Genomic DNA, 21,791 nt, shown 5'->3' with positions numbered 1-21,791 from the left:
ATAATTGTAATTGGTCGTAATTGATCTATTTCAACTAACTGACCGTGGATATCTACACAAGAAAACACACACGCATGTAAATAGTTATTGTTCGCTCTCAGTTTTGAATCTCTTGCGGACCTCTTCTTTCAGCTCTTCAGATGAACTGTCCTCAAGCATTTTTCTAAGTTTTACATTATCAAGCAGTGGTTTTGTTTTTTCAATACGCTCTTTTGCAAGCTTGAGCAATGAACCATCAACCTGTGGAAGTTCAACTTCAAAATGCTCCTTGGGAGTTTCAGGTTCAACTTCAAGGGTTCTGGAAACATCAGGATGCTTTCTCTTTCCGGTAACCATGGAATCTATTGCATCCTTCCATTGTCCTGCCCACGGAGAATCAGGAACTGGTGTGTGATTCACCTTTGTTCTGGAAACTGTCATAACATCCTTGGGACATGCGTTGACACAGGCACCACAATAGGTACAGTAGTCAGATTTTGCTGCGATCTTTGCACCTTCTTCAGGTACATACCATAAATGAGACGGGCAGACATTAAAACATCCATGGCAGCCCTGTGGGTCGCATTTGTCAACGTTGACATCTATGAGATTTAGCTCGCCCTCAAATTGCTTTTTGATATCAACCGCATCATAAGGGCAGACAACCTGACACCAGGTGCAACGTGTACATTTTTCATCATCTACAGTGACGTTCCCTTTTATCTCTGGTGCTTCGCCTCGTTTCTCACCTTTGACTTTGATGGCATCCTCTGGACAAAGGTCCTGACAGAGCACGCAGTAATCACATTTATCCTCATCAACCAGGAGCATATCATATGGCTGCGGGTCGGTTGGAGTTTTCTCCTTTTCTACAAGGAGGAAGGCTTCACAGAATTCAGCGCAGAGTCCGCAGAAATTACATTTCTCGGTATCGATCTCTATCTCGCCTTCTGCATCTTCTTTAAATGGTGCGATCTCCTCTTTCTTCGGGAAAGTAAATTCCACCTCAATTGCTTCCTCAGGACATGCAGCCTTGCAAAGTGCACATGGCAGGCATTTCTCGTTCATACTGACAAATGAATCGAATGTAGGGAACTCTTCTTTCTCAGGAAGTTCACCTTCCTCTGTCATTTTGAAAGCATGGACCGGGCAGAAATTAGCGCACATGGAGCAGAATGTGCATTTTTCAAGGTCCATCATCACAGGAGGAGCATCCAGACCTGTGGAAATCTCCTGCATGGGACCAAGTTCCAGTGCTTTGGTTGGGCAGAGGTCAACACATATCCCACAACCAACACATCGTTTGTAATCATAATCAAGGAACTTTATGGATTTGCTGCTTATCTGGCGGTAGATGAAGTGTGAACCATCCATATCCATGTCCTTCTCAACACAGAGTGAATCCTCCTTGCATTCCTCACTCATTGTTCACCCTCCTTGAGCTCGGAACCGATAGGTCCTATCTTCTTCAGGTAGTCTACAAAGCTTTCGATGGAATTGGCAAACCTTTCACCTTCAGAGGCAGAGATCCATTCAACATTGAGACGTCCGGGGTCTATTCCGACATCAGCAAGGACTTCTTTTAAGGCTTCCATTCTTTGTTTTGCGTTATAGTTCGCGAAAATATAGTGACACTCTCCAAGACGACATCCGGCCACCATTACGCCATCTGCTCCTCTTTCCAGTGCTTCAAGCACAAAGGATGGGTCAACACGTCCCGCGCACATGACACGAATAACACGGATGTTGGTTGGATATTGTATCCTTGAAGTTCCTGCAAGGTCTGCACATGTGTAGCTGCACCAGTTACATAGGAAAGCAACGATCAATGGTGATTCAGATCTGATTTCGGTTGCAGCATGTATCTGAGCTATTATCTGTGCATCGGTGCTGTTTCTCATCCATATGGCATCAGCAGGACATGATGCACTGCAGGAACCGCATCCCATGCATGAGAGTTCGTCAACCACTGCCTTGTGGTCAACCATTGTGATCTTATTGAATTTGCAGGAGTCAGCGCAAATTCCGCACCCAATGCACTTATCTGGATTCACATGGGCGCTTAGTGGGTCCATTTCCAGCTCGCCTTTTGAAAGCAACTGCATTGCCTTTGCTGCTGCTCCGCTTCCCTGGGCGATGGATACCTGTATCTCCTTAGGACCGGATGCGCAACCTGCTATAAATACTCCTTTTACATGTGAATCAACAGGTCGCATTTTCGGATGTGCGATGGAGAAGAAACGGTCTGTACGTCTTGTAAGGTTTAAAAGTCTGGAAATCTTATCAGCATCTTTGACGTTTTCCATTCCTGTTGCAAGGACTACAAGATCTGTGTTTTCTTCATAAAGTTCACTGCTTAATGTGTCTTCATACCTTAGTTTCAATTTACTGTCAGTATCCTGAAGTATTTCTCCGACTTTTCCACGGACGAAATTGACTCCCATTTCCTGGCTGCGGATGTAATATTCCTCGTACATCTCACCGGATGCACGGACATCGATATAATGAATTGTAATATCAACTTCAGGGTATCTTTCCTTGAGCAACTGGGCATTTTTCATGCTGGACATGCAGCATACCCTTGAACAGTATGGGTTTCCAACCTGTTCATCTCTGGAACCGACACACTGGATAAATGAAACTTTTTCAGGCACTTTAAGTGTTGAGGGTGAAAGTACCCTGCCTTTTGTTGGACCTGCAGCGTTGAGAAGGCGTTCCAGTTCCATATTTGTGATGACATCCGGATAGATTCCGTAGCCATATTCAGGCTTCCTGCTCGCATCGAAGTGACTGTAGCCGGTTGAAAGTATTATCGCTCCCACAGTGAATTCGAGCTTTTCTTCTTTCTGATGATAATCAATTGCATCAGCAGGACATGCAAGTTTGCAGAGTCCGCAACCGACGCAGTATTCATTATCAATATAGACCACCTGTGGAACTGCCTGCGGTATTGGTATGTTGATGGCTTTGGTTTTTCCAAGGCCTGAATCAAATCGGTTTGGAACTTCTACGGGACATACACGTCCGCATTCGTCCACACAGCCTTTGCACTTATCCTCGTCAATGTACCTTGGATGTCTGGTTACTGTAACCTTGAAATTACCTACCGGACCGCTTACAGCAGTTACTTCTGCAAGCGTTATTAGATCGATGTTCGGGTGCTGGTTCACGTCTGTCATCTTGGGAGCAAGTACACAGATGGAGCAGTCGTTGGTTGGAAATACTTCATTGAGAAGTGCCATCTTTCCGCCAATGGTGGGTTCCTTTTCGACCATAATTACATGATGATCGGAATTTGCCAGTGTGAGAGCTGCTTCAATTCCAGCTACACCGCCACCGATTATCAGTATATCTTTTTTTGCAGGGACTTTTTTGAGCTGCAACGGGTCCAGCAGTTTGAGTCTGGCGATCCCCATTCTTATGAGATCTAAAGCCTTCTGGGTTGCCATCTGTGGATTATCCATATGGACCCAGGAGCACTGTTCACGGATGTTGACCATTTCAAGCATGAAAGGATTGAGGCCTGCTTTTTCAAGCACTCTTTTAAATGTCTGTTCATGCAGATGAGGAGAACAGGCTGCAACAAGTATATGATTAAGATCAAGGTCGGTTATGTCCTGGACAATGGAATCCTGTCCCGAATCGGAACACATGAACTGTATGTCTTTGACCAGAGCAACATCATTTAGTTCACTGATCTTATCCCTGAGTGATTCAACATTGATGGTATGTGCGATATTCAGTCCGCAATGGCAGATATAAACTCCGATTCGCATATTGTTGGCTCCCTATAGCAGGAAATGATGACCCGGATGAAGATATAGTTTTGCATGATCTTCACTATAGCAATAACATCAGAGACTTATTGTTTCTTTAACCTGCAGGATGTAATAAACTATCCTGGATATATAAATCAGTTTAAACGATGGCCATAATGGTTTTATTATAAATCTGAATTCTTTGAATTGTTTGTACCCAACCAGCACAAACCTGCACGGAATTTGAGGGACGTGAGGAGGACATTTCCATGTCCTTCTGCTCCCTCATTCCACTTGAAACTACATCCAACTCCACAATAAAATTACTTCTTATCATTACTTTTTTTTAGTTTAAACGATGGCTAGAAAAGTTATATACTACTTTTTTTCATCTTTTTGAATAACTAGTGAAAGCTAGTAGGAGTACAAACATGAAAAGAATAGCAATAGCATTTCTCGTATTCTTGCTCTGCGTTTCCATCGCAAGTGCAAGCTCATCTGAAAAGAGCAGTGATTTAGTATCCGATTCAATAGGAATAATTGGTATCAGGTCTATTTCTGATACTATTACTCAGGGTGAAACAAACTGGCACAGTCAGTATATCGGTAGTTATACTGAAACATTAGCAGTTGATCTTAATTGGGGCGATACAAGTGATTCTTTAAAGCTATATATTTATTCTCCAAGCAACGAACGCTTTGGTCCTTACTATGATTCATCTGACGGAAGAATAAATGGTAGAATAAAAGTATATATCAATAATGATGATGGAATTGAACAAGGAACTTGGATGTATAGAGTATATGGTTATTCTGTCACAGGGACAGAAGATTATTCTATCTAATACGTGATTATGATGGGTATGAAAATATTACCTATCATCCTTATATTTTTACTAATTTTGACAGGTATATGTTCAGCTGAATACTCCATTTCATTTGATGAACGTTCACGTGACTCAGTTAATACTATGGGTTCTGATACCAATTACTCATTTTGGGACCTCCCATTATACTTCAAAATTATAGCAATCTCCACGATCATCCTCGGCCTCAGCTGGAAAATAGTAGCTCTCCTTACTGCATGGGCAAAAAAAGATTCAAATAACAAGAATCGTCAGGAGATACTTAGTTTCATAGAGAACAATCCCGGCAGCACTGTAAATATGATAGGGAGCGACCTTGGTATTAAACGTGGAACTGTTCGATATCATGTTACCAATCTCAAAGATACAGGCAAGATTCTCATGTTCAGGAACGGGAACTATGTGAGCCTGTTCAGGAATAAGAGCGCTTTGTGGAACAGGAATCACAGGCATATTGAGCCTCATCTGCCGGGTGTTACCTGCAAGAAAGTCTGCCGCAAAATCTATGAGAACCCCGGGATAACTAACATGGAACTTTGTGAGAAGCTTGGACTTTCCAAAGGTGCGGTAAGTTCCCATATCAAAACACTTGATGACATAGATTGTCTTGAAGTGGAAACCAATGGCAAATTCAGAAACTATTACTTAAAGGAAGGTTATCATCCCGATGAATTGCCACTGTTCGAAAGGATAAGATAAATCTGTTTTGACTGCCAAACATGGTTTACAGAACAGATATGATCTTATCTGAAACTCATGGATTTGCTCTATTCTTATTTCCTTACCGATAACAACATCAGAACGAAATGAGGCTTTTGTTGAGGAGAAAATAATCAGGTCTTACTGAAAAATGACCACCACTTCATGCTAAAATTTAATATGATGTTCTAATTTTCAAAATAAACATTAAGCGCATCATAAATATAATATGGCCTTCATCATTTAAGTGGGAACGGAATCAATGTGTATCAACACGTTTCTATGTGGGGTTTAAAATGAAACATTTACTGCTTTATCTGTTGCTAATATCCTTTGTAGGTATGTCGGGTTGTATAGATGACACAGGCGAAATTGATGATGTAAACACGGTACAGGATGATAACCTGACATCATTTGAAGCAGAAGGATCGGAAATAGAGATTGTTAGTGATGGCATGACCTATCCGGCTTATACTGCAGCGCCTTCTACGGAAGACAAGAAACCTGCAATAATCCTTATCCATTCATTCAACGGACTGGAACAGGGTTATATCGATCTTACAGATGAAATGGCTGCCGAAGGATATGTAGTATTGTCACCTGAATGGCAGACCTATGAAACTTCACCTTCTGATGCAGTTGTCGAGCAACTTATCAGGGAATGCATAGCTTATCTTGAAACCAGACCTGATGTGGATATAGAAAGTATCGGACTTACTGGTTTTTGTGCAGGAGGACGCTACACTATGCTTTTATTGCCTGAAATAGAAGAATTCAAATCAGGAGTAGCATGGTATGGTTTTCCATATTCAGGAGGAGATGAGAACAGACCTGAAAAACCTTCCGATGTGGTGGAGGATCTTAATGATCCAATGCTGATAATTCATGGTACAAATGATCAGGCAAGTAACATATCCGACATTTACAGATATGCACGCGGTCTCGATGCTGCAGATAAATACTTTGAATTAAAAATATATCAGGGTGAACCCCATGGTTTTATGCTTGATGATGGCCAGTTATCCCGGAGTTTTGCAGCCCGTGATGCTTACTGGCAGATGACCAAATTCTTTGACCGGACGTTAAAACAAGAGGTATAATATGAAAGATATAAGAATTGTTTTTTTCCTTATCCTGGCGCTTTTTATAGGTATAGGCCCCCTTGCAGGAATCTATACCGAGTACCTATGGTTTGAAATGATAGGATATACATCCATATTTACAACCATATTGCAGTGGAAATTACTTACAATTATTCCCGGATTCATACTTGCATTTATCTTTCTTTACATAAATGCTAGATTTGCAAGAGATTCGATAAGTAAGATACTTGCCAAAGAAAATATTTCATACGAAAAACTGGACTCACAGGCAGTTCTAATAGCAATTCTGTTATTTTCATTTATTTTCGGTCTGGTATTCAGTGGTAACTGGAAAACGATCCTGCTATATCTTAATAGCACTACTTTCGGACTCTCTGATCCCATTCTCATGAACGATATAGGATTCTATGTATTTCAGCTACCGTTCTTCCATTTGATAAGAGGGGTGTTCTTCTGGCTTACTGTTATCTCTCTTGTAATGGTATTCTTGCTTTACCTGTACAGACTTGAACCTGTTTTCGGTTCAGAGACCGTGGAAATAGAAGACGATGAAGGATTCTACCAGTTTGATCAGGGAGGTACTTTCAAGGAAATAATGGATAATCTGCCTGAAAAAGTGCTTATACACATATCAGCACTCCTTGCGTTCCTGTTAGTACTTTTTGCAGCTGGCTTTTTCCTTAACAGGTATGAAATACTTTTCTCCCAACAGGGAGTGGTAGCAGGTGCAGGTTATACGGATGTTCATGTAAGGCTTCCCATATACAATATTCTGACAATACTTTCTTTTCTGACATCCATTGTTCTTCTGGCTAATGTTAAGATGAAGAACATAAAGATCCCTGTTGCCAGTATAGCCTTAATAGCTATATTCATTCTGGCAAGTTCTTTTGCACCGGGTGTATATCAGCAGTTCAAAGTAGAACCAACTGAGGTTCAGCTGGAAAAACCATACCTGGAATATAACATAAATTATACAAGAATGGCTTATGGTTTATCAAATGTTGAAGAAAGATCCTTTGAAGCAAACTCCGATCTGACTTTTGCAGAACTTCAAAATAATTCTCAGATCACAGATAATATAAGAATATGGGATCGTCGGGCGCTTGAGCAAACTTACAAGCAACTTCAACAGATCAGAACATATTACACCTTCAATGATGTTGATACAGACCGGTATCATATGGATGAAGGTTATAAGCAGTATATGATCTCAGCCAGGGAACTGGATATAATGCAACTGGCTCCCGAAGCTAAGACCTGGGTCAACGAACGTCTTGTATATACCCATGGTTTTGGTGTAGTGATGAATCCTGTCAGCACTAAGACCAATGACGGAAGACCTGAATTTGTATTGAAGGATATCCCGCCGGTTGGTGATTTCAATGTCACTAACCCGCGAATATATTATGGAGAGATCACAAGTGATTACAAGATAGCTGACAGTGGAAAAGAGGAATTTGATTATCCGCGAGGAGGCCAGAATGTATTCACTCAATATGAAGGAAAGAGCGGAATTTTGCTGGATTCATTTGCTAAACGTGCTATATTTGCGTTCACTTTCAGTGAAATAAAATTCATTCTTAGTGAATATATGAATGATGATTCCCGACTGATGTATCATCGTCAGATCACAGAAAGAGCTCAAACCATAGCACCTTTCCTGGAATATGATAGTGATCCCTATCCTGTTATCAGTGACGGAAAGATCTACTGGATAATAGACGCCTATACAACGGCTGATAAATATCCTTATTCTGAAAGTTATTACGATTCCAGGTTCTACAACATCAATTACATCAGGAACTCCGTAAAAGTAGTTGTAGATGCCTATGACGGAACTGTGGATTTTTACATGATGGAAAATGAGCCAGTAGTAGACACCTATTCAAAGATATTCCCAGGTCTGTTCAAACCTTTCAGTGAAATGCCGGAGGGTCTTCAGAAACACATAAGATATCCAAAAGATTTCTTCAAGGTTCAGATGGACCTATATGAGAATTATCATATGAAAGATGCAGAGACCTTTTACAATAAGGAAGATGCCTGGGAAATCCCAAAAGAAGTCTATAGAGGAGGCAGTATCGATATGGAACCATATTACATGATCACCAAGCTTCCGAATGGCGGTGGACTGGAATATGTATTGCTTCAGCCTTTTACACCCCGTAACAGAGAGAATATGATAGCCTGGATTGCGGCAAGATGTGATGAGCCGAATTATGGGGAATTAAAACATTATGAACTTCCGAAAGGTGAACTGATCTACGGACCGACCCAGATCGAATCAAGGATAGATCAGGATCCGGATATTTCCGAACAACTGACACTCTGGGGCCAGACAGGTTCACGTGTAATAAGAGGCAATCTGCTGGTAGTACCAATAGGAAACTCGATATTGTACACTGAACCTATATTCATAAGTGCCGAAGAGTCTGAGATCCCGGAACTCAGAAGGGTCGTAGCTTCTTCAGGACAGAAAGTTGTCATGGATGAAACCCTTCAGGCTTCATTACAGATGCTGGTTGATGGCAGGATCGATACTGAAGAGGGAACAACCGGACAGACGGAAGTTCCGACAAGTGCCAGAGAACTTGCCCAGCAGGCCCTTGACCACTATAATACTGCACAGCAATATCTGGCAGACGGTGACTGGGCTGGTTACGGAGAGGAGATAAACCGTATGGAAGAGACTCTTAACCAGCTTTCTCAGGTCCTTGAAGAGTCAAATGGTAATACAACGGCCTGATATGAAAAAGAATAAAAGAGGAAAGCAAGATTAATTGCTTTCCGATTACTTTTCTATTTTTGTCTTTAGATTTCGATAATAATATCAATTCTTTTTATTCTTCAGTTTTCATTTCTGATAGTCACCTGCAAATTCAACAAAATCGTTAAAATCAACGTCATAATCACCTTCAAAATCAAATATGCGCTGATAATTGTTTTCGCCTATCATAGAATTATAACAGGCTGCAAATTCAACGAAGTCATCAAAGTCTACATCTCCATCGTGGTCATAATCACCTTTCCATGAAGTAGTGGGGTCATAGAGAGGCAAAAGGTCTTCATTTTCACCGTTTATCTGATAGGGGAGATCACAAATTCCGTCCAGGTCCAGGTCTTCACAAATCTGACTATGTCCTGTATAATAGGGATCTGACCAGAAATTACCACCTTTCAAGTCACCATTCAGAATGTTCGTTTCTTCTTTAAGACTGGTATTCCACTGGTTACCGAAGTTTAAACCTGTAAAATCAACATTGACAGGATTATGGAAATAATTATCGTAAATTAAATTTCCATTTGAATATGATATAAGTAAGCCTGTTGACGTGCTGAGAAGTATGTTCCCTGTTATGTGATTCTGTGAAGACTCCTGAATACTTATTCCTGCATCTTTGTTCAGATGTAACAGGTTCCCGATAATTTCATTTTCATCACAATTAGTGAGATACATCCCGTAAGTTGAAACAGACTCTTCATCAGATGATGATCCAGGCATGTTATTTGATACAGAATTATTAATTATTTCATTTCCAGATGAAAATTTCATTAGTATTCCCTGATGGTAATTAGAATCTGCAACATTGTCAGCCAGAATGTTCGAACTTGAATGTTTTAAATATATTCCGGAATTTTCATTCAGGTTTGCTGTGTTCTTTTTCAATTCATTGTTGTTCGAATCAGTATCAAGAGCAATTCCATATAGGCCATTTGAATTGGCAATGTTGTTGCTTAATTTGTTATTCTTTGATTTGTAAAGATTGATCCCTTCAAGATTGGATTCAAGCTGGTTGTATCTGATCTCATTGAAATCCGAGGAATCCAGGTAAATACCTGACCACCAGTTCGAGTTAATAATATTGGAATCCAGTGTATTGGAGTCGGAGTTATGTAAGAATATGCCATTACCGTTTATATTATTGAATATATCATTTGTTTCGATATTGTTATTATTTGATTCAATAAGTATTACACCTTCATAGTTTCCGGTTAATCTGTTGTTACTGATAGTGCAGTTGTGAGCTGAATCTAAAAAAATACCGGCAATTCTGTTTTCCCAGGTACAGTTTATAGCTCCTTCTATGGTCATTCCTTCAATAGACACGTTGTTGGCATTAACATAAAATACATTTTCTTTTTGACTTTCGGCTTTTACAAAAGTATCATTCTTGTTTCCTGTTAGTGATCTGATACTTATCTGTTTGTCTACGTCAACATTTTCATGATAAGTGCCAGGATGAAGCATTATTATATCTTCGTTGTCGGCATTATCTATGGCCTGCTGAATAGATGTATAATTGGCCATTGGGCCGGTACTGTTGTTCACAAAAATAAATGATGATGCAGTAGTTCCTCCAATAAGTAATAACATAGCACAAAAGAAAGATACTGAAATCCTGATCATATTAACTCTGGTAATTGTCATCTAAACCCCACTCCCGTTTCAAAATTCTGTATTCAGAAATTGCTTTCTAAGTTAACTATGAATAGCTCACAACCTTATACTTTTTGAACTTAAATTAAGGAAAACAGATACTTAGAATAACTAAGAAGGAAATGTACAGCTTACTTCAGATCAACTTCTGGGTTATGGGTTGAACAACGTTCTCATTGACAGCAAAAAAGAGGAGTAAGCTTCTCCTCTGATTTTTCTTTTTTGACAACTTTTGTGAGAATATTTCGTATGCAGTATCCAACTGGAAACTGACCTCCTTATATGCAAGTATACACAATATATTGGTATCTAAAAGATACTAATAATAGGAAGCATGGTGAATAAAATGTTCTGCTATCAATGTGAAGAAACTATGAACGGTACCGGCTGTACAAAGAATGGTGTATGCGGAAAGAAATCAGAGGTTGCTGATCTTCAGGATGATCTTATCTATGTCCTGAAAAGTATCGCCTTCTACAATTCTAAAGCAAGGGCAAACAATCTGAATGATGCAAAGACCGATGAGTTTATTCTTGACGGGCTGTTTGCTACTGTTACAAATACAAACTTCAGTAAGTCAGATATTGAGAGACTTATCAAAGAAGGATTTGAAATAAAGGATGACATCAAGCAGAAGCTTATGGATGAAAAGGTCTTAACTGAAAAATCAGGATCATCCTTCCCAAGATGGATAAAGGAAAAACTCCTTGGTGCTGCTCCAAATGCCGGTGATGAACTGCCTGTCATGGCAAAGGTCACACCTGCAACCCTGACCAACATCAACACCGGAATTCTTGCCACAGAGGATGAGGATATCCGTTCTCTCAGGGAATTGCTTGTATATGGTCTAAAAGGTATGGCAGCTTATGCTCACCATGCAAATGTCCTTGGCTACAAGGATGATGATATAATGTCATTCATTGAAAAGGCACTTCTTGCTACAATGGATGATGATATGGGTGTTGATGAATTGGTTCCGCTGGTCCTTGAATGTGGTTCTGTTGGTGTTACTACTCTTGCTCTTCTTGACAGGGCCAACACTACAACTTATGGCAACCCGGAACCAACTGCAGTCAACATTGGTGTAGGAGACAAACCTGGTATACTTATCAGTGGACACGATCTGAGGGACCTTGAACAACTCCTTGAACAGACAAAGGACACAGGTGTTGATGTTTATACTCACGGCGAGATGCTTCCTGCAAACTCTTACCCAGCTTTCAAGAAGTATGATAATTTCGTAGGAAACTACGGTGGTTCATGGTGGAGGCAGAAAGAAGAGTTCGACAAGTTCAACGGGCCTATACTCATGACCACTAACTGTATCGTTCCTCCTAAGGAAAGTTACATCAACAGGATCTACACCACCGGAATTGTTGGTTTTGATGGTGTAACACACATCAATGCCAGTGAGGATGGAGGAAAGGATTTCTCCACAATTATTGAGCAGGCAAAGTCATGTACTGCACCTGAACAGCTTGAAGAAGGCACAATCATGGGAGGTTTTGCTCATGTATCAGCACTTTCCGTTGCCGACAAGATAATTGAAGCTGTAAAAGGTGGTCAGATCAAGAAATTCGTTGTAATGGCAGGATGTGACGGAAGACACAAGGAGAGAAACTACTACACAGACTTTGCAGAAGCGCTTCCTGATGATACTGTTATCCTTACAGCAGGATGTGCAAAATACCGCTACAATAAGCTTGATCTTGGAGACATTGGCGGAATTCCAAGGGTTATTGATGCAGGTCAGTGTAACGATTCCTATTCACTTGTTGTTATTGCACAGGCACTTGCAGAGGCTTTTGGTGTTGAGGATATCAATGACCTGCCGGTTGCGTACAATATTGCATGGTATGAACAGAAAGCATGCCTTGTTCTACTCGCACTGTTGAGCCTTGGTGTCAAGAACATCATGCTTGGTCCGAAACTTCCGGCATTTGTATCACCAAATGTCCTGAATGTGCTGGTTGAGAACTTCAACATAATGCCAAATACAACAGTAGATGAGGATCTCAAAACCCTCATTTAAACTTTTTACAGTAGTTTCAGGAATGCTTATATTAAAACCCCTATTTCTTTTTATTTAAGGAAGTGTATAAATGAAAATAACAAGTTACAATGATGCAGAGAAGAAAGATAACCCTCACGGGGTAACCGTTCACAAGCTCTATGATACCGAACACGCCCAGGTCATGCATATGCAGTTAAAACCTGGTGATGCTCTCAAAAAGCACTCAACTCCTGTGGATGTGTTCTTTTATGTGCTTGAAGGTGAAGGTATAGTAGAGATCGGTGATGAGCAGCAGACCATCACAAAAGATATGTTGGTGGATAGTCCTGCAAAGATCCCCCACAGGCTAATGAATGAAAGTGACAGTCTGTTCCGTTTCCTTGTGGTAAAAGTACCACGCCAGACTGAAAAGACAAAAATGGTATAAACCGGAAATATTTCTGTCTTTCCGGTATTTTTGATTTTTTTGCAGTTGTAGGAATTTTTATTAGGAAGACTATTATTTCTGTTGTGGGAAATAGATAAATAATGATATCCTGAATATACCACTATATTTAATTTATTCTATCGGAGATTATCTATGACAGACCTTGCACCAATAATGGAAAAGACCCACGAATGGGCATCGAAATACGCAAAGAAAAAAGGTTTCATTCTCAATCCTGATGAAGAAATGCTTATGATGGTAATTGAAGGTCTTTCTAAAAACAAAAAAGAACATGGGAAGCAGTATTGTCCATGCAGGCTGAGAACCGGTGATGTTGAGGAAGATCGCAAGATCATCTGTCCGTGCATTTATCACGAAGATGAGATAGCGGACGATGGAAACTGTCACTGTTCATTGTTCTTCAAAGTTTGAACGTCCTGTATATAACAAACAAAACCAAACAAAATTGAATCGATTGTGACAAGTTTAGCATAGGCGAAGGGTGATAATAATGGCAAATGTGATGGAAATATACCAGTTGCTTCCAAAAACGAACTGTAAGGAATGTGGAAAAAGTACCTGCATGGCATTTGCTGTTGATCTGCTGGCACGTAAGGTCAGTGTGAATGATTGTCCACCTCTTGTAAATGATGCCAAATACAAGGCGGGTTATGAGAAACTTTCAGAGATGATAGCTCCGGTGGGAGAGGTTACCGAGACAGGTCTTATTGTCCATGAAGACAAATGCATTGGATGTGGAAATTGTGTAGTTGCATGTCCGGTAGATGTGGCTAATGATCCATTGGGTGCCGGAAGCGGAAAAGCACCAACATCTGACAAGGTTATCTTCAAGGTTGAAGATGGCGTTGTAAAGGCCCGCAATGTTCAGGAATGTCGTCGTTTTGGCGAGAACAAGATACTTTGTGTTGCCTGCATAGATACATGTCCAACCAAGGCCATTGAGTTCGTATGAACTCTTATTTTTATTATTTTTAAGTGTGGTGATGATTTGAGTGAATATTATGTTTGTACGGGCTGTGCACTTCTCTGTGATGACATAGAAGTTGAAACAGAAAATGGCAAAGTAAAGACTGTTCATGCTGCATGTCGTAAAGGAGTCGCACGCATGAAAGGATGCATTGATTCACTGGAATGTACGGTGGATGGTGAAAAAACTGATGTTGAGTCTGCCATTGCAAAAGCCGCTGAGATACTTGGGGAAGCTGCAAATCCTTTGATATTCGGACATGGTAACTCAAGTTCAGAAGCTCAGAAACTGTCCATAGCTCTTGCAAAGAAGGTTGGTGCATATCTGGATGATACTTCATCCTTCTGCCAGGGGCCCATAATTGAAGCAATACTCCAGGAAAAGCTCAAGACATGCACACTGGATGATATCAGGCACAAAGCTGATGTTATTATATTCTGGGGTGCTGACCCTTCAAACTCACATCCCCGCCACCTTTCGAGATATTCTTATTTCCCAAGAGGCAAGGAACGCCAGAGGGGATGGGAAGAGGACAGGACTGCCATTTGTGTAGATGTCAGGAAATCCGAGACTGCAATTATCTGTGGTGACAATCGTTTCTACAAGATACCAATGGGAGAAGATGCGGAGTTTATGGACGCACTGGTAAGTGCACTCTCAAGTAAGGTTCCTAAGACGTCATTCGGATTCGATGCAAAGAAAATACTTGAACTGGCTAATGTGCTGAAGAAGGCAAAGTTCGGTGTAATTTGTGTCGGACTCGGACTCATATATTCACTGAAGGATCTTGAACCGTTATTCAGACTAATGGACAAACTCAACGAAGTTTCAGATTTCAATATCATGCCAATGGTCGGTCAGTATAATATGAGAGGTTTTAACCAGAACCTCTACGAGGAGACAGGGTGCATCAACCGTGTAAAATACAGTCCAGAATCCGGTGAAGCAGAACACGGACCTGAGTTTTCCGTTGTGGAAGCTCTAAGGAACAAAACCGTTGATGCTGCACTGATCATAGGTTCAGATCCTCTGTCAAGTCTTCCATTATCTGTTTCACGATATCTTGCTGAAATTCCATTGATAAGTATTGATCCATGCAGAAATCTTACATCTTCCAGATCCAATGTAACTATTCCGTGTGCTCTTGGAGGAGTGGAATACGGTGGAACTGCCGTTCGTATGGACGGTGTTGATGTCGAGCTTAAAAAGATAATTGATACTGATAATCTCCCGGATGTAGAGATTCTTAAGAAAATCACGGAGGCGATCTGATGGGATTCGGACAATTCCTTGCATCACCTGAGATCAAGCTGAAAGTTGTTACATACAGAGATGTGTTCCAGAACACTGCGCAGGAAACTTCTCGTTTTGGTGAGGAATACGAGAGGTCTTCAGCTGTGATAAAACTGGATCTCAAAGACATTGCAAAACTTACTATCAAAGATGGTGAGACTGTAATCGTCAAAAACAGCTCAGGAAAAGTTGTTGTCACAGCCATGAAATCTGACTATGAAGAATCACATGCAGGGATTGCTTACATGGTCAATAGTCCATGGTCCAATTCTCTTGTACCTGATGAGACAGGAGGCACCGGAGTTCCGAAGTTCAAGGATTTTGAGGTTACAGTTCAGGGTGCGAAGGGAGAAAAGGTAACAGGTATTAGTGAGATATTCTGATTCCTGCTATTTTCCTTCTTATTTCCACAAAATACATTAATTATTGTATGCATCATAGATCTGCCATATCCATACTATAAATCCTATTAGATAACCTACAAGAATAATTTGTAGTAAAAAGCAGATTCCAAGTACTACCCATATACCGATTGCCTTGAATATCTCTCCTTTTATCAATTGTCCAAGTCCTGGGACAAAGAATGATAATAGCGCCGGAACGCCGTAGGTTTTTGTTCCACTCATGATTATTACCTTTTTAATTTTCTCATATGGCATATGATTCATTTTATATAAATAAGTTCAGATTCATTATATTGGTAATTAGCTGTTCAAATTCCGGTGAACATGGTAAGCTTTTTAAACCATGCGCTCTATTAGCGAAAATAGGCGACACATATATGTTTAAAATCCGTACAGATATTTTGTTATTTTTGCTTTGCAGGTGATATTGTAATATATGCACGATATTTTCATATCATCTAAAAATATATATTTGATGAACACTAAAAAGATGAATATAGTAGCAGGTAATTAGTGTGAACGATATATCATTTTCTTCTTGTTTTATCTTTTTTTTCGGAGGCTTACCTCAGAATGCATAAGATATGTACAGATATTGTAATTGACTCTCCCATCAATGAAGTCTGGAACGTCCTGACAGATTTTGACAAATTTGAAGCATGGAATCCTTTTATTACAAAAATAAAAGGCAAACTTGAGCTCGGTTCTAAACTGGAGGTCCATATTCAGGCACCTGGGATGAAAGAAATAGACCTATATCCTGTTCTCACAAAAGTGGAACCGGTCAATGAGTTAAGATGGCTTGGAAATCTCTGGGTAAAAGGAATTTTTGACGGAGAACATGCATTCAGACTGGAAGAACTTGAAAACAACCGTACAAGGTTAATCCAATGTGAAAGGTTTAAAGGCATACTGGCTCCTCTGATATTACATCTGATAGGTGAGAAAACCCGTGAAGGCTTTGAGAATATGAACACAAGCCTCAAAAATAAATGTGAAAAGGAAAGCAGGCAGGGGCTTACACAAAGTGCGCCCTTGGCCTGATTACTTTGTTATCTGAGTATTGTTCCATGCAGTGTGCTATCCAGCCGGAAACTCTTCCAATTGCAAAAATAGAAGTTGCAAGTTCGGCAGGGATATCAAGATACTTATAAACCACTGCGGAATAGAAATCAACATTAGGATAGATCGGTTTTCCTCTTATTTCTATGAACTCATGGTAGAGAATCTGCTCGATCTCTTCTGCAAGATCAAACCAGTAGGTGTCACCATTTTCCTCTGCAAGTTTTCTGGCAATATCCTTGTATATCCTTGCTCTGGGATCAAGTGTCTTATAAACACGATGACCAAATCCCATTATCTTTTCTTTCCGTTCAAGTTTTCCAAGGGCATAATCTCTGGCATTTTCAATGCTTTGAATCTCATCCAGCATGTCCATTACACCTTTTCTGGCACCCCCATGCAGTGGTCCTTTGAGTGTGCACAGTCCGCATATAACTGCAGAATAGAGGTCTGATAATGTTGATGCTGCAATTCTCAGTGAAAATGTGGACGGATTAAGTTCGTGTTCCGCACTGAGGATTAGGTCTTTTTCCATTGCTTCTGCTTCCAGTTCAGTAGGAATCTTTCCGCTTAGCATGTACAGGAAATTAGCTCCATGGGATAAATTATCCATGGGGTCGATAGGTTTCTCACCAAAACTGGCCCTGTGCAGGGCTGCAACGATTGTCGGGAATTTAGCAACAAGTTTTATGGATTTATTCTTGTTTGCATCAGGTGTGTGATGATTGTTCTCTTCATCAAAGTGCGCTGTGCAAGAAATAGCAGTCCTGAGACCATCAAGGGCTTCGGTACCAAACTCAAAATCTTTCAGCACTTCTATCTGTTTTCCATTTATACGACGATTCTCTTTAAGCATCCGGGAATATTCGGACAACTCTGCTTCATCGGGAATCTTTCCATTGATAAGAAGATAGGATACAGCATCATAAGAGAGATCAGCCAGATCCTCTATCTTGATACCCCTATACATCAGGATTCCCTGGATACCATCAATAAAAGATATTTTTGTATCCAAAGCTACTACGCCTTCAAGGCCTTTTTTCATCTCTTCCATTTAAAAATCCCCCGATGGATCAAATGTACGTTTTGATAGAATATGTTCAATATTACCTTTAGTATGTCCATATATTAAAGTTTGCTTGAATATAAAATGCATTAATAAAATACATTTATAATTTCAAACAAAAAATCAAAACGATGTTGGGGAGTGAATTTTCATTCACCCTTTACTCTGTCTCTAAGGAATTTATGCAGAATTCCTCCATTCATATAGTACTCGATCTCAATTTCCGAATTAAGACGGACATCCACATTAAAGCTCTTTTCTTCTCCATCATCGGATCTTGCTATAACAGTAAGTTCTCCGAATGGTTTGAGTCCTTCAATTCCGGTTATGTCGTATGTCTCTGTTCCGGTAAGTCCAAAGGTTTCAGCTGATTCGCCACTCTTGAACTGAAGTGGCAATACACCCATTCCTACAAGGTTGCTGCGGTGTATTCTTTCAAATGATTCTGCGATCACAGCTTTGATTCCAAGAAGCTGGGTTCCTTTTGCTGCCCAGTCACGTGAACTTCCGGTGCCGTATTCTTTTCCTGCAACAACTATCAATGGAATCTTCTGCTCCATATATTTCATTGCAGCATCATAGATTGGCATTTCCTTTTCTTCAGGAATGTACATTGTCCATGAACCTTCTTTGTTTCCAACAAGCTTGTTCTTAAGACGTACATTTCCGAAGGTTCCTCTCATCATCACTTCGTGGTTACCACGTCTGGAACCATATGAGTTGAAATTCTTCTCATCTACACCCTTTGCGATAAGGTACTGACCCGCCGGATACGATGTTGGGATTGAACCTGCAGGTGAAATATGATCAGTGGTTATGCTGTCTCCCACATATGCCAGGGCCTTTGCACCTTTAATATCGGTAAGTTCCTCTACTTCCAGTGGGAAATCTTTGAAGAAAGGTGGTTCCTGTATATATGTGGAGTCGGTGTCCCATTCATAAAGGAGACCTTCAGGAGCATCAAGTTTTTTCCAGAGTTCTGTGCCTTCATATACATTGGAGTATTCTGCCTTGAACATCTCAGGTGTGACTGCACTACGGATGCATTCATTAAGCTCTTCTTTACCTGGCCAGATGTCCTTCAGGTAAACAGGCTGTCCGTTCGGGTCACAGGCGATTGGCTCATTCATAAGATCAATGTCAACAGTTCCTGCCAGTGCGTATGCCACAACAAGCATTGGGGATGCAAGATAGTTCGCTTTTATCTGGGAGTTGATCCTGCCTTCGAAGTTCCTGTTACCACTGAGAACTGCTGCAACAGTAAGATCTTTGTCCTCGATCTTCTTTGATACTGCTTCTCCTAAGGGGCCGCTATTACCTATGCATGTGAGACATCCGTAACCTACAAGGTGGAATCCCAGTGCATCAAGGTATGGCATAAGATCGGCTTTTTCGAGGTAATCAGTAACTACACGGGAACCAGGTGCAAGACTTGTCTTTACAAATGGTTTGACCTTAAGTCCCTTTTCAACAGCTTTCTTGGCAAGCAGTCCTGCGCCGATCATCAGTGCCGGGCTGGATGTGTTAGTACATGATGTGATAGAGGCGATGACAACTGAACCATGTGTTACGGAAACAACATCATCTGCACATTTTATCTTTGTAATGCCTGTGTGATGTGGATGTGTGATCTCTGAAACACTGTAACCACCTTCGTTTAGCCATCGTCCGTAATCCGGATTTGTTTCACATGCTTCTTTTCCGCTCTTTGCAGTGAACACTTCCTTCATTGTCTGGTGGAATGCCCTTGACATCTCAGGAACTGGTATACGGTCCTGTGGTCTCTTTGGTCCCGCAAGTGATGGTTCCACGGTGCTTATATCAAGTTCAAGTGTTGATGTAAATTCAGGCTCTGGCGCGTCATTTTCAAGGAAAAGTCCCTGCTCTTTGCAATATTTCCTGACAAGGTCGACCTGTTCTTCACTTCTTCCTGTCATGGTCATATATTCAAGTGTAACTTCATCTACAGGGCAGAATCCCATTGTAGCGCCGTATTCAGGAGCCATGTTAGCAAGTACGGCTCTTTCTGTAAGCTCTATTGCCTTGTATCCCGGTCCGTAGAATTCCACGAATTTTCCAACGACTCCATGTTCCCTGAGCATCTGTACAACAGAGAGTACGAGGTCAGTTGCTGAAACGCCTTCCCTGAGCTCTCCTGTGAGCTTGAATCCGACAACTTCCGGAATTGGCATGTAATATGGCTGTCCAAGCATTACGGCTTCAGCCTCGATACCGCCTACTCCCCATCCAAGTACACCAAGTCCGTTGATCATGGTGGTGTGGGAGTCTGTACCTACAAGAGTATCCGGGTAAACAACAAGTTCTCCGCATTTTTCTTTTAGGTGAACAACAGATGCAAGGTACTCAAGATTGACCTGGTGGATTATTCCGCTTGCAGGCGGGACTACCTTCAGGTTATCGAAAGCGCTCTGTGCCCAGTGAAGCAGCTCGTATCTTTCCTTGTTGCGGTGGAACTCATATTTCTCATTGCAGTTACGTGCATATGATGTGCCATAATAGTCTACCTGAATTGAGTGATCAATAACAAGGTTTGCAGGAATTACCGGATTGATGGCCGAAGGGTCGCCTCCGAGTCTCTTCATTGCTGATCTTATGGCTGCTATGTCTACTACAGCAGGGACACCTGTGAAGTCCTGCATTAAGACCCTTGAAGGAATGAATGGGATATCAACTGCAAGTACGCCTTTTGAACTCCAGCTTGCAAGATTCTTGACGTCATCTTCTGTGATAACTTTTCCATCAACATTTCTCAGAATATCCTCAAGCAGCACTCTGATTGAGTAAGGTAATTTGGAAATATTGGCAATACCTGCCTCTTCAAGCTTTTTTAAGCTATAGTATGTTACCTCTTTATCAGCGATAGTAATAGTTTGTCTGGATCTAAAAGGATCTTTAAGATCATCACATTTCATAATGTCACCTATTCAAATGTAATTTAAGTTAAGCGATTATCTGCAAAGTTAAAACCGGTGTTAATACCGGGATCATTTAGTATTGTACTCTGGAACAGTCCGATTTTATGTATAAATCTAAGCATCTGTAAGCATTTATGATGCTTTTTGCAGGACTATCTGACCTGGATATAAAAACCCGCATTGGAATAAATAACTTTGCCTGCTCCATTAATAATCTATTATTTTTTTAAATAGTAGAAATAAGTGAGGTTTTACTTTTAGAACAGAAGTCTCCTTGCGTAAGCTGGGAGATGAATGCGTCTAATACAAAAAACATTACTAATATATTAAATAGTTTGAAATCATATAGATGTTTGGTTTTTTTTTATGCAATTGACATTACCAATTAAAATACAGTCTACTCCTGAACAGGAATCTGTTCTATGGGATCTATCAGAGAAATGTAGATTAATTTACAATTTTGGTTTGAAAGAACGTCAAAATGCATATAAGAACAAAACTAAAATCAATTATATCATGCAACAAAATAAGTTGCCTGAAATTAAGCAAAAGTTTCCTGATTACAAAATAGTATATTCCAAAGTGTTACAGGGATGTTTGAAGTGTCTTGATAATGATTATAAGTCTTTTTTCAACTTACTTAAGAATAAAGATACCAAAGCAAAACCTCCTGGATTCAAAGGTAAGAAGTATTTCACTACGATGATCTACAATCAATCCGGATTTAGTATAACTGATTCCAATGATAATGTTCT

The 21,791-nt window shown here is 40.4% G+C and carries 18 protein-coding genes; 12 read left to right on the top strand and 6 right to left on the bottom strand.

Annotation, left to right across the window (positions count from 1 at the left end):
* Positions 1-84: 84 nt before the first annotated feature.
* Positions 85-1,404 carry a 4Fe-4S binding protein gene (locus J2746_RS12895; protein ID WP_209621803.1) on the bottom strand — a complete coding sequence of 440 codons (1,320 nt, stop codon included), beginning with the start codon at positions 1,402-1,404 and terminating at the stop codon, positions 85-87.
* The gene (hdrA2, locus tag J2746_RS12890; protein WP_209621800.1) at positions 1,401-3,755 is read right to left on the bottom strand and encodes a CoB-CoM heterodisulfide reductase HdrA2; all 2,355 of its coding nucleotides are present in this window, start codon (positions 3,753-3,755) and stop codon (positions 1,401-1,403) included. Before hdrA2 ends, J2746_RS12895 begins: the two co-directional genes overlap by 4 nt.
* A gap of 413 nt (positions 3,756-4,168) precedes the next feature.
* On the opposite strand from hdrA2, the gene J2746_RS12885 reads away from it, so the two are divergent.
* From J2746_RS12885 to J2746_RS12870, 4 genes are all read left to right on the top strand, one after another.
* Positions 4,169-4,582 (top strand): peptidase domain-containing protein, encoded by a 414-nt coding sequence (locus J2746_RS12885; protein ID WP_209621797.1) that lies wholly within the window; start codon positions 4,169-4,171, stop codon positions 4,580-4,582.
* Positions 4,583-4,639: 57 nt separating this feature from the next.
* Positions 4,640-5,302: a winged helix-turn-helix transcriptional regulator gene (locus J2746_RS12880; protein ID WP_209621794.1), complete on the top strand. Its 663-nt coding sequence runs from the start codon at positions 4,640-4,642 to the stop codon at positions 5,300-5,302.
* A gap of 296 nt (positions 5,303-5,598) precedes the next feature.
* Positions 5,599-6,402, top strand: coding sequence for a dienelactone hydrolase family protein (locus J2746_RS12875; RefSeq protein WP_209621791.1), 804 nt, complete (start codon positions 5,599-5,601; stop codon positions 6,400-6,402).
* A gap of 1 nt (position 6,403) precedes the next feature.
* Positions 6,404-9,154, top strand: coding sequence for a UPF0182 family membrane protein (locus J2746_RS12870; RefSeq protein WP_209621787.1), 2,751 nt, complete (start codon positions 6,404-6,406; stop codon positions 9,152-9,154).
* 108 nt (positions 9,155-9,262) lie between these two features.
* On the opposite strand, the gene J2746_RS12865 is transcribed toward J2746_RS12870, so the two are convergent.
* On the bottom strand, positions 9,263-10,837 hold the full coding sequence (locus J2746_RS12865) for a right-handed parallel beta-helix repeat-containing protein (RefSeq protein WP_209621784.1): 1,575 nt from the start codon (positions 10,835-10,837) through the stop codon (positions 9,263-9,265).
* Between the two features lie 355 nt (positions 10,838-11,192).
* On the opposite strand from J2746_RS12865, the gene hcp reads away from it, so the two are divergent.
* The 6 genes from hcp to J2746_RS12835 all read left to right on the top strand — a co-directional run bounded on the left by hcp (position 11,193) and on the right by J2746_RS12835 (position 15,951).
* Entirely contained in the window at positions 11,193-12,878 is a 1,686-nt protein-coding gene (gene hcp, locus J2746_RS12860) for a hydroxylamine reductase (RefSeq protein WP_209621782.1), read from the top strand.
* 70 nt (positions 12,879-12,948) lie between these two features.
* Complete coding sequence (locus J2746_RS12855) at positions 12,949-13,287, top strand: cupin domain-containing protein (RefSeq protein ID WP_209621777.1); 339 nt, start codon at positions 12,949-12,951, stop codon at positions 13,285-13,287.
* A gap of 153 nt (positions 13,288-13,440) precedes the next feature.
* On the top strand, positions 13,441-13,719 hold the full coding sequence (locus J2746_RS12850; RefSeq protein WP_209621774.1) for a ferredoxin-thioredoxin reductase catalytic domain-containing protein: 279 nt from the start codon (positions 13,441-13,443) through the stop codon (positions 13,717-13,719).
* Between the two features lie 79 nt (positions 13,720-13,798).
* The gene (locus J2746_RS12845) at positions 13,799-14,260 is read left to right on the top strand and encodes a (Fe-S)-binding protein (RefSeq protein ID WP_209621771.1); all 462 of its coding nucleotides are present in this window, start codon (positions 13,799-13,801) and stop codon (positions 14,258-14,260) included.
* Between the two features lie 36 nt (positions 14,261-14,296).
* Entirely contained in the window at positions 14,297-15,547 is a 1,251-nt protein-coding gene (locus tag J2746_RS12840) for a formylmethanofuran dehydrogenase subunit B (RefSeq protein ID WP_209621768.1), read from the top strand.
* On the top strand, positions 15,547-15,951 hold the full coding sequence (locus J2746_RS12835; RefSeq protein ID WP_209621765.1) for a molybdopterin dinucleotide binding domain-containing protein: 405 nt from the start codon (positions 15,547-15,549) through the stop codon (positions 15,949-15,951). The genes J2746_RS12840 and J2746_RS12835 overlap by 1 nt, the downstream gene beginning before the upstream one ends.
* Positions 15,952-15,987: 36 nt before the next feature.
* On the opposite strand, the gene J2746_RS12830 is transcribed toward J2746_RS12835, so the two are convergent.
* Positions 15,988-16,194, bottom strand: a complete 207-nt coding sequence (locus J2746_RS12830; protein ID WP_209621763.1) for a hypothetical protein — start codon at positions 16,192-16,194, stop codon at positions 15,988-15,990.
* A gap of 351 nt (positions 16,195-16,545) precedes the next feature.
* Between J2746_RS12830 and J2746_RS12825 the strand changes: the two genes are divergently transcribed.
* Positions 16,546-17,016 (top strand): SRPBCC domain-containing protein, encoded by a 471-nt coding sequence (locus J2746_RS12825; protein WP_209621761.1) that lies wholly within the window; start codon positions 16,546-16,548, stop codon positions 17,014-17,016.
* On the opposite strand, the gene J2746_RS12820 is transcribed toward J2746_RS12825, so the two are convergent.
* Together J2746_RS12820 and acnA are read right to left on the bottom strand one after the other, a co-directional pair.
* Positions 16,991-18,088 (bottom strand): citrate/2-methylcitrate synthase, encoded by a 1,098-nt coding sequence (locus J2746_RS12820; RefSeq protein WP_209621758.1) that lies wholly within the window; start codon positions 18,086-18,088, stop codon positions 16,991-16,993. The two genes, J2746_RS12825 and J2746_RS12820, sit on opposite strands and share 26 nt — an antisense overlap.
* 161 nt (positions 18,089-18,249) lie before the next feature.
* Positions 18,250-21,033, bottom strand: a complete 2,784-nt coding sequence (acnA, locus tag J2746_RS12815) for an aconitate hydratase AcnA (protein ID WP_209621755.1) — start codon at positions 21,031-21,033, stop codon at positions 18,250-18,252.
* A gap of 369 nt (positions 21,034-21,402) precedes the next feature.
* Here acnA and J2746_RS12810 point away from each other — a divergent pair.
* Positions 21,403-21,791 (top strand): RNA-guided endonuclease InsQ/TnpB family protein (locus J2746_RS12810; protein ID WP_209621751.1); only part of this gene is annotated, 389 nt, incomplete at its 3' end.

This window comes from Methanolobus bombayensis (genome assembly GCF_017873415.1).
Classification (GTDB): domain Archaea; phylum Halobacteriota; class Methanosarcinia; order Methanosarcinales; family Methanosarcinaceae; genus Methanolobus; species Methanolobus bombayensis.
This window is presented reverse-complemented; position numbering and strand designations above follow the sequence as displayed.

Excerpts from the sequence above, each read along its gene's own strand:
- J2746_RS12895 (WP_209621803.1), bottom strand. The coding sequence starts at position 1,404 with ATGAGTGAGGAATGCAAGGAGGATTCACTCTGTGTTGAGAAGGACATG.
- hdrA2 (WP_209621800.1), bottom strand. The coding sequence starts at position 3,755 with ATGCGAATCGGAGTTTATATCTGCCATTGCGGACTGAATATCGCACAT.
- J2746_RS12885 (WP_209621797.1), top strand. The coding sequence starts at position 4,169 with ATGAAAAGAATAGCAATAGCATTTCTCGTATTCTTGCTCTGCGTTTCC.
- J2746_RS12875 (WP_209621791.1), top strand. The coding sequence starts at position 5,599 with ATGAAACATTTACTGCTTTATCTGTTGCTAATATCCTTTGTAGGTATG.
- J2746_RS12870 (WP_209621787.1), top strand. The coding sequence starts at position 6,404 with ATGAAAGATATAAGAATTGTTTTTTTCCTTATCCTGGCGCTTTTTATA.
- J2746_RS12865 (WP_209621784.1), bottom strand. The coding sequence starts at position 10,837 with ATGACAATTACCAGAGTTAATATGATCAGGATTTCAGTATCTTTCTTT.
- hcp (WP_209621782.1), top strand. The coding sequence starts at position 11,193 with ATGTTCTGCTATCAATGTGAAGAAACTATGAACGGTACCGGCTGTACA.
- J2746_RS12855 (WP_209621777.1), top strand. The coding sequence starts at position 12,949 with ATGAAAATAACAAGTTACAATGATGCAGAGAAGAAAGATAACCCTCAC.
- J2746_RS12850 (WP_209621774.1), top strand. The coding sequence starts at position 13,441 with ATGACAGACCTTGCACCAATAATGGAAAAGACCCACGAATGGGCATCG.
- J2746_RS12845 (WP_209621771.1), top strand. The coding sequence starts at position 13,799 with ATGGCAAATGTGATGGAAATATACCAGTTGCTTCCAAAAACGAACTGT.
- J2746_RS12835 (WP_209621765.1), top strand. The coding sequence starts at position 15,547 with ATGGGATTCGGACAATTCCTTGCATCACCTGAGATCAAGCTGAAAGTT.
- J2746_RS12830 (WP_209621763.1), bottom strand. The coding sequence starts at position 16,194 with ATGAGTGGAACAAAAACCTACGGCGTTCCGGCGCTATTATCATTCTTT.
- J2746_RS12825 (WP_209621761.1), top strand. The coding sequence starts at position 16,546 with ATGCATAAGATATGTACAGATATTGTAATTGACTCTCCCATCAATGAA.
- J2746_RS12820 (WP_209621758.1), bottom strand. The coding sequence starts at position 18,088 with ATGGAAGAGATGAAAAAAGGCCTTGAAGGCGTAGTAGCTTTGGATACA.
- acnA (WP_209621755.1), bottom strand. The coding sequence starts at position 21,033 with ATGAAATGTGATGATCTTAAAGATCCTTTTAGATCCAGACAAACTATT.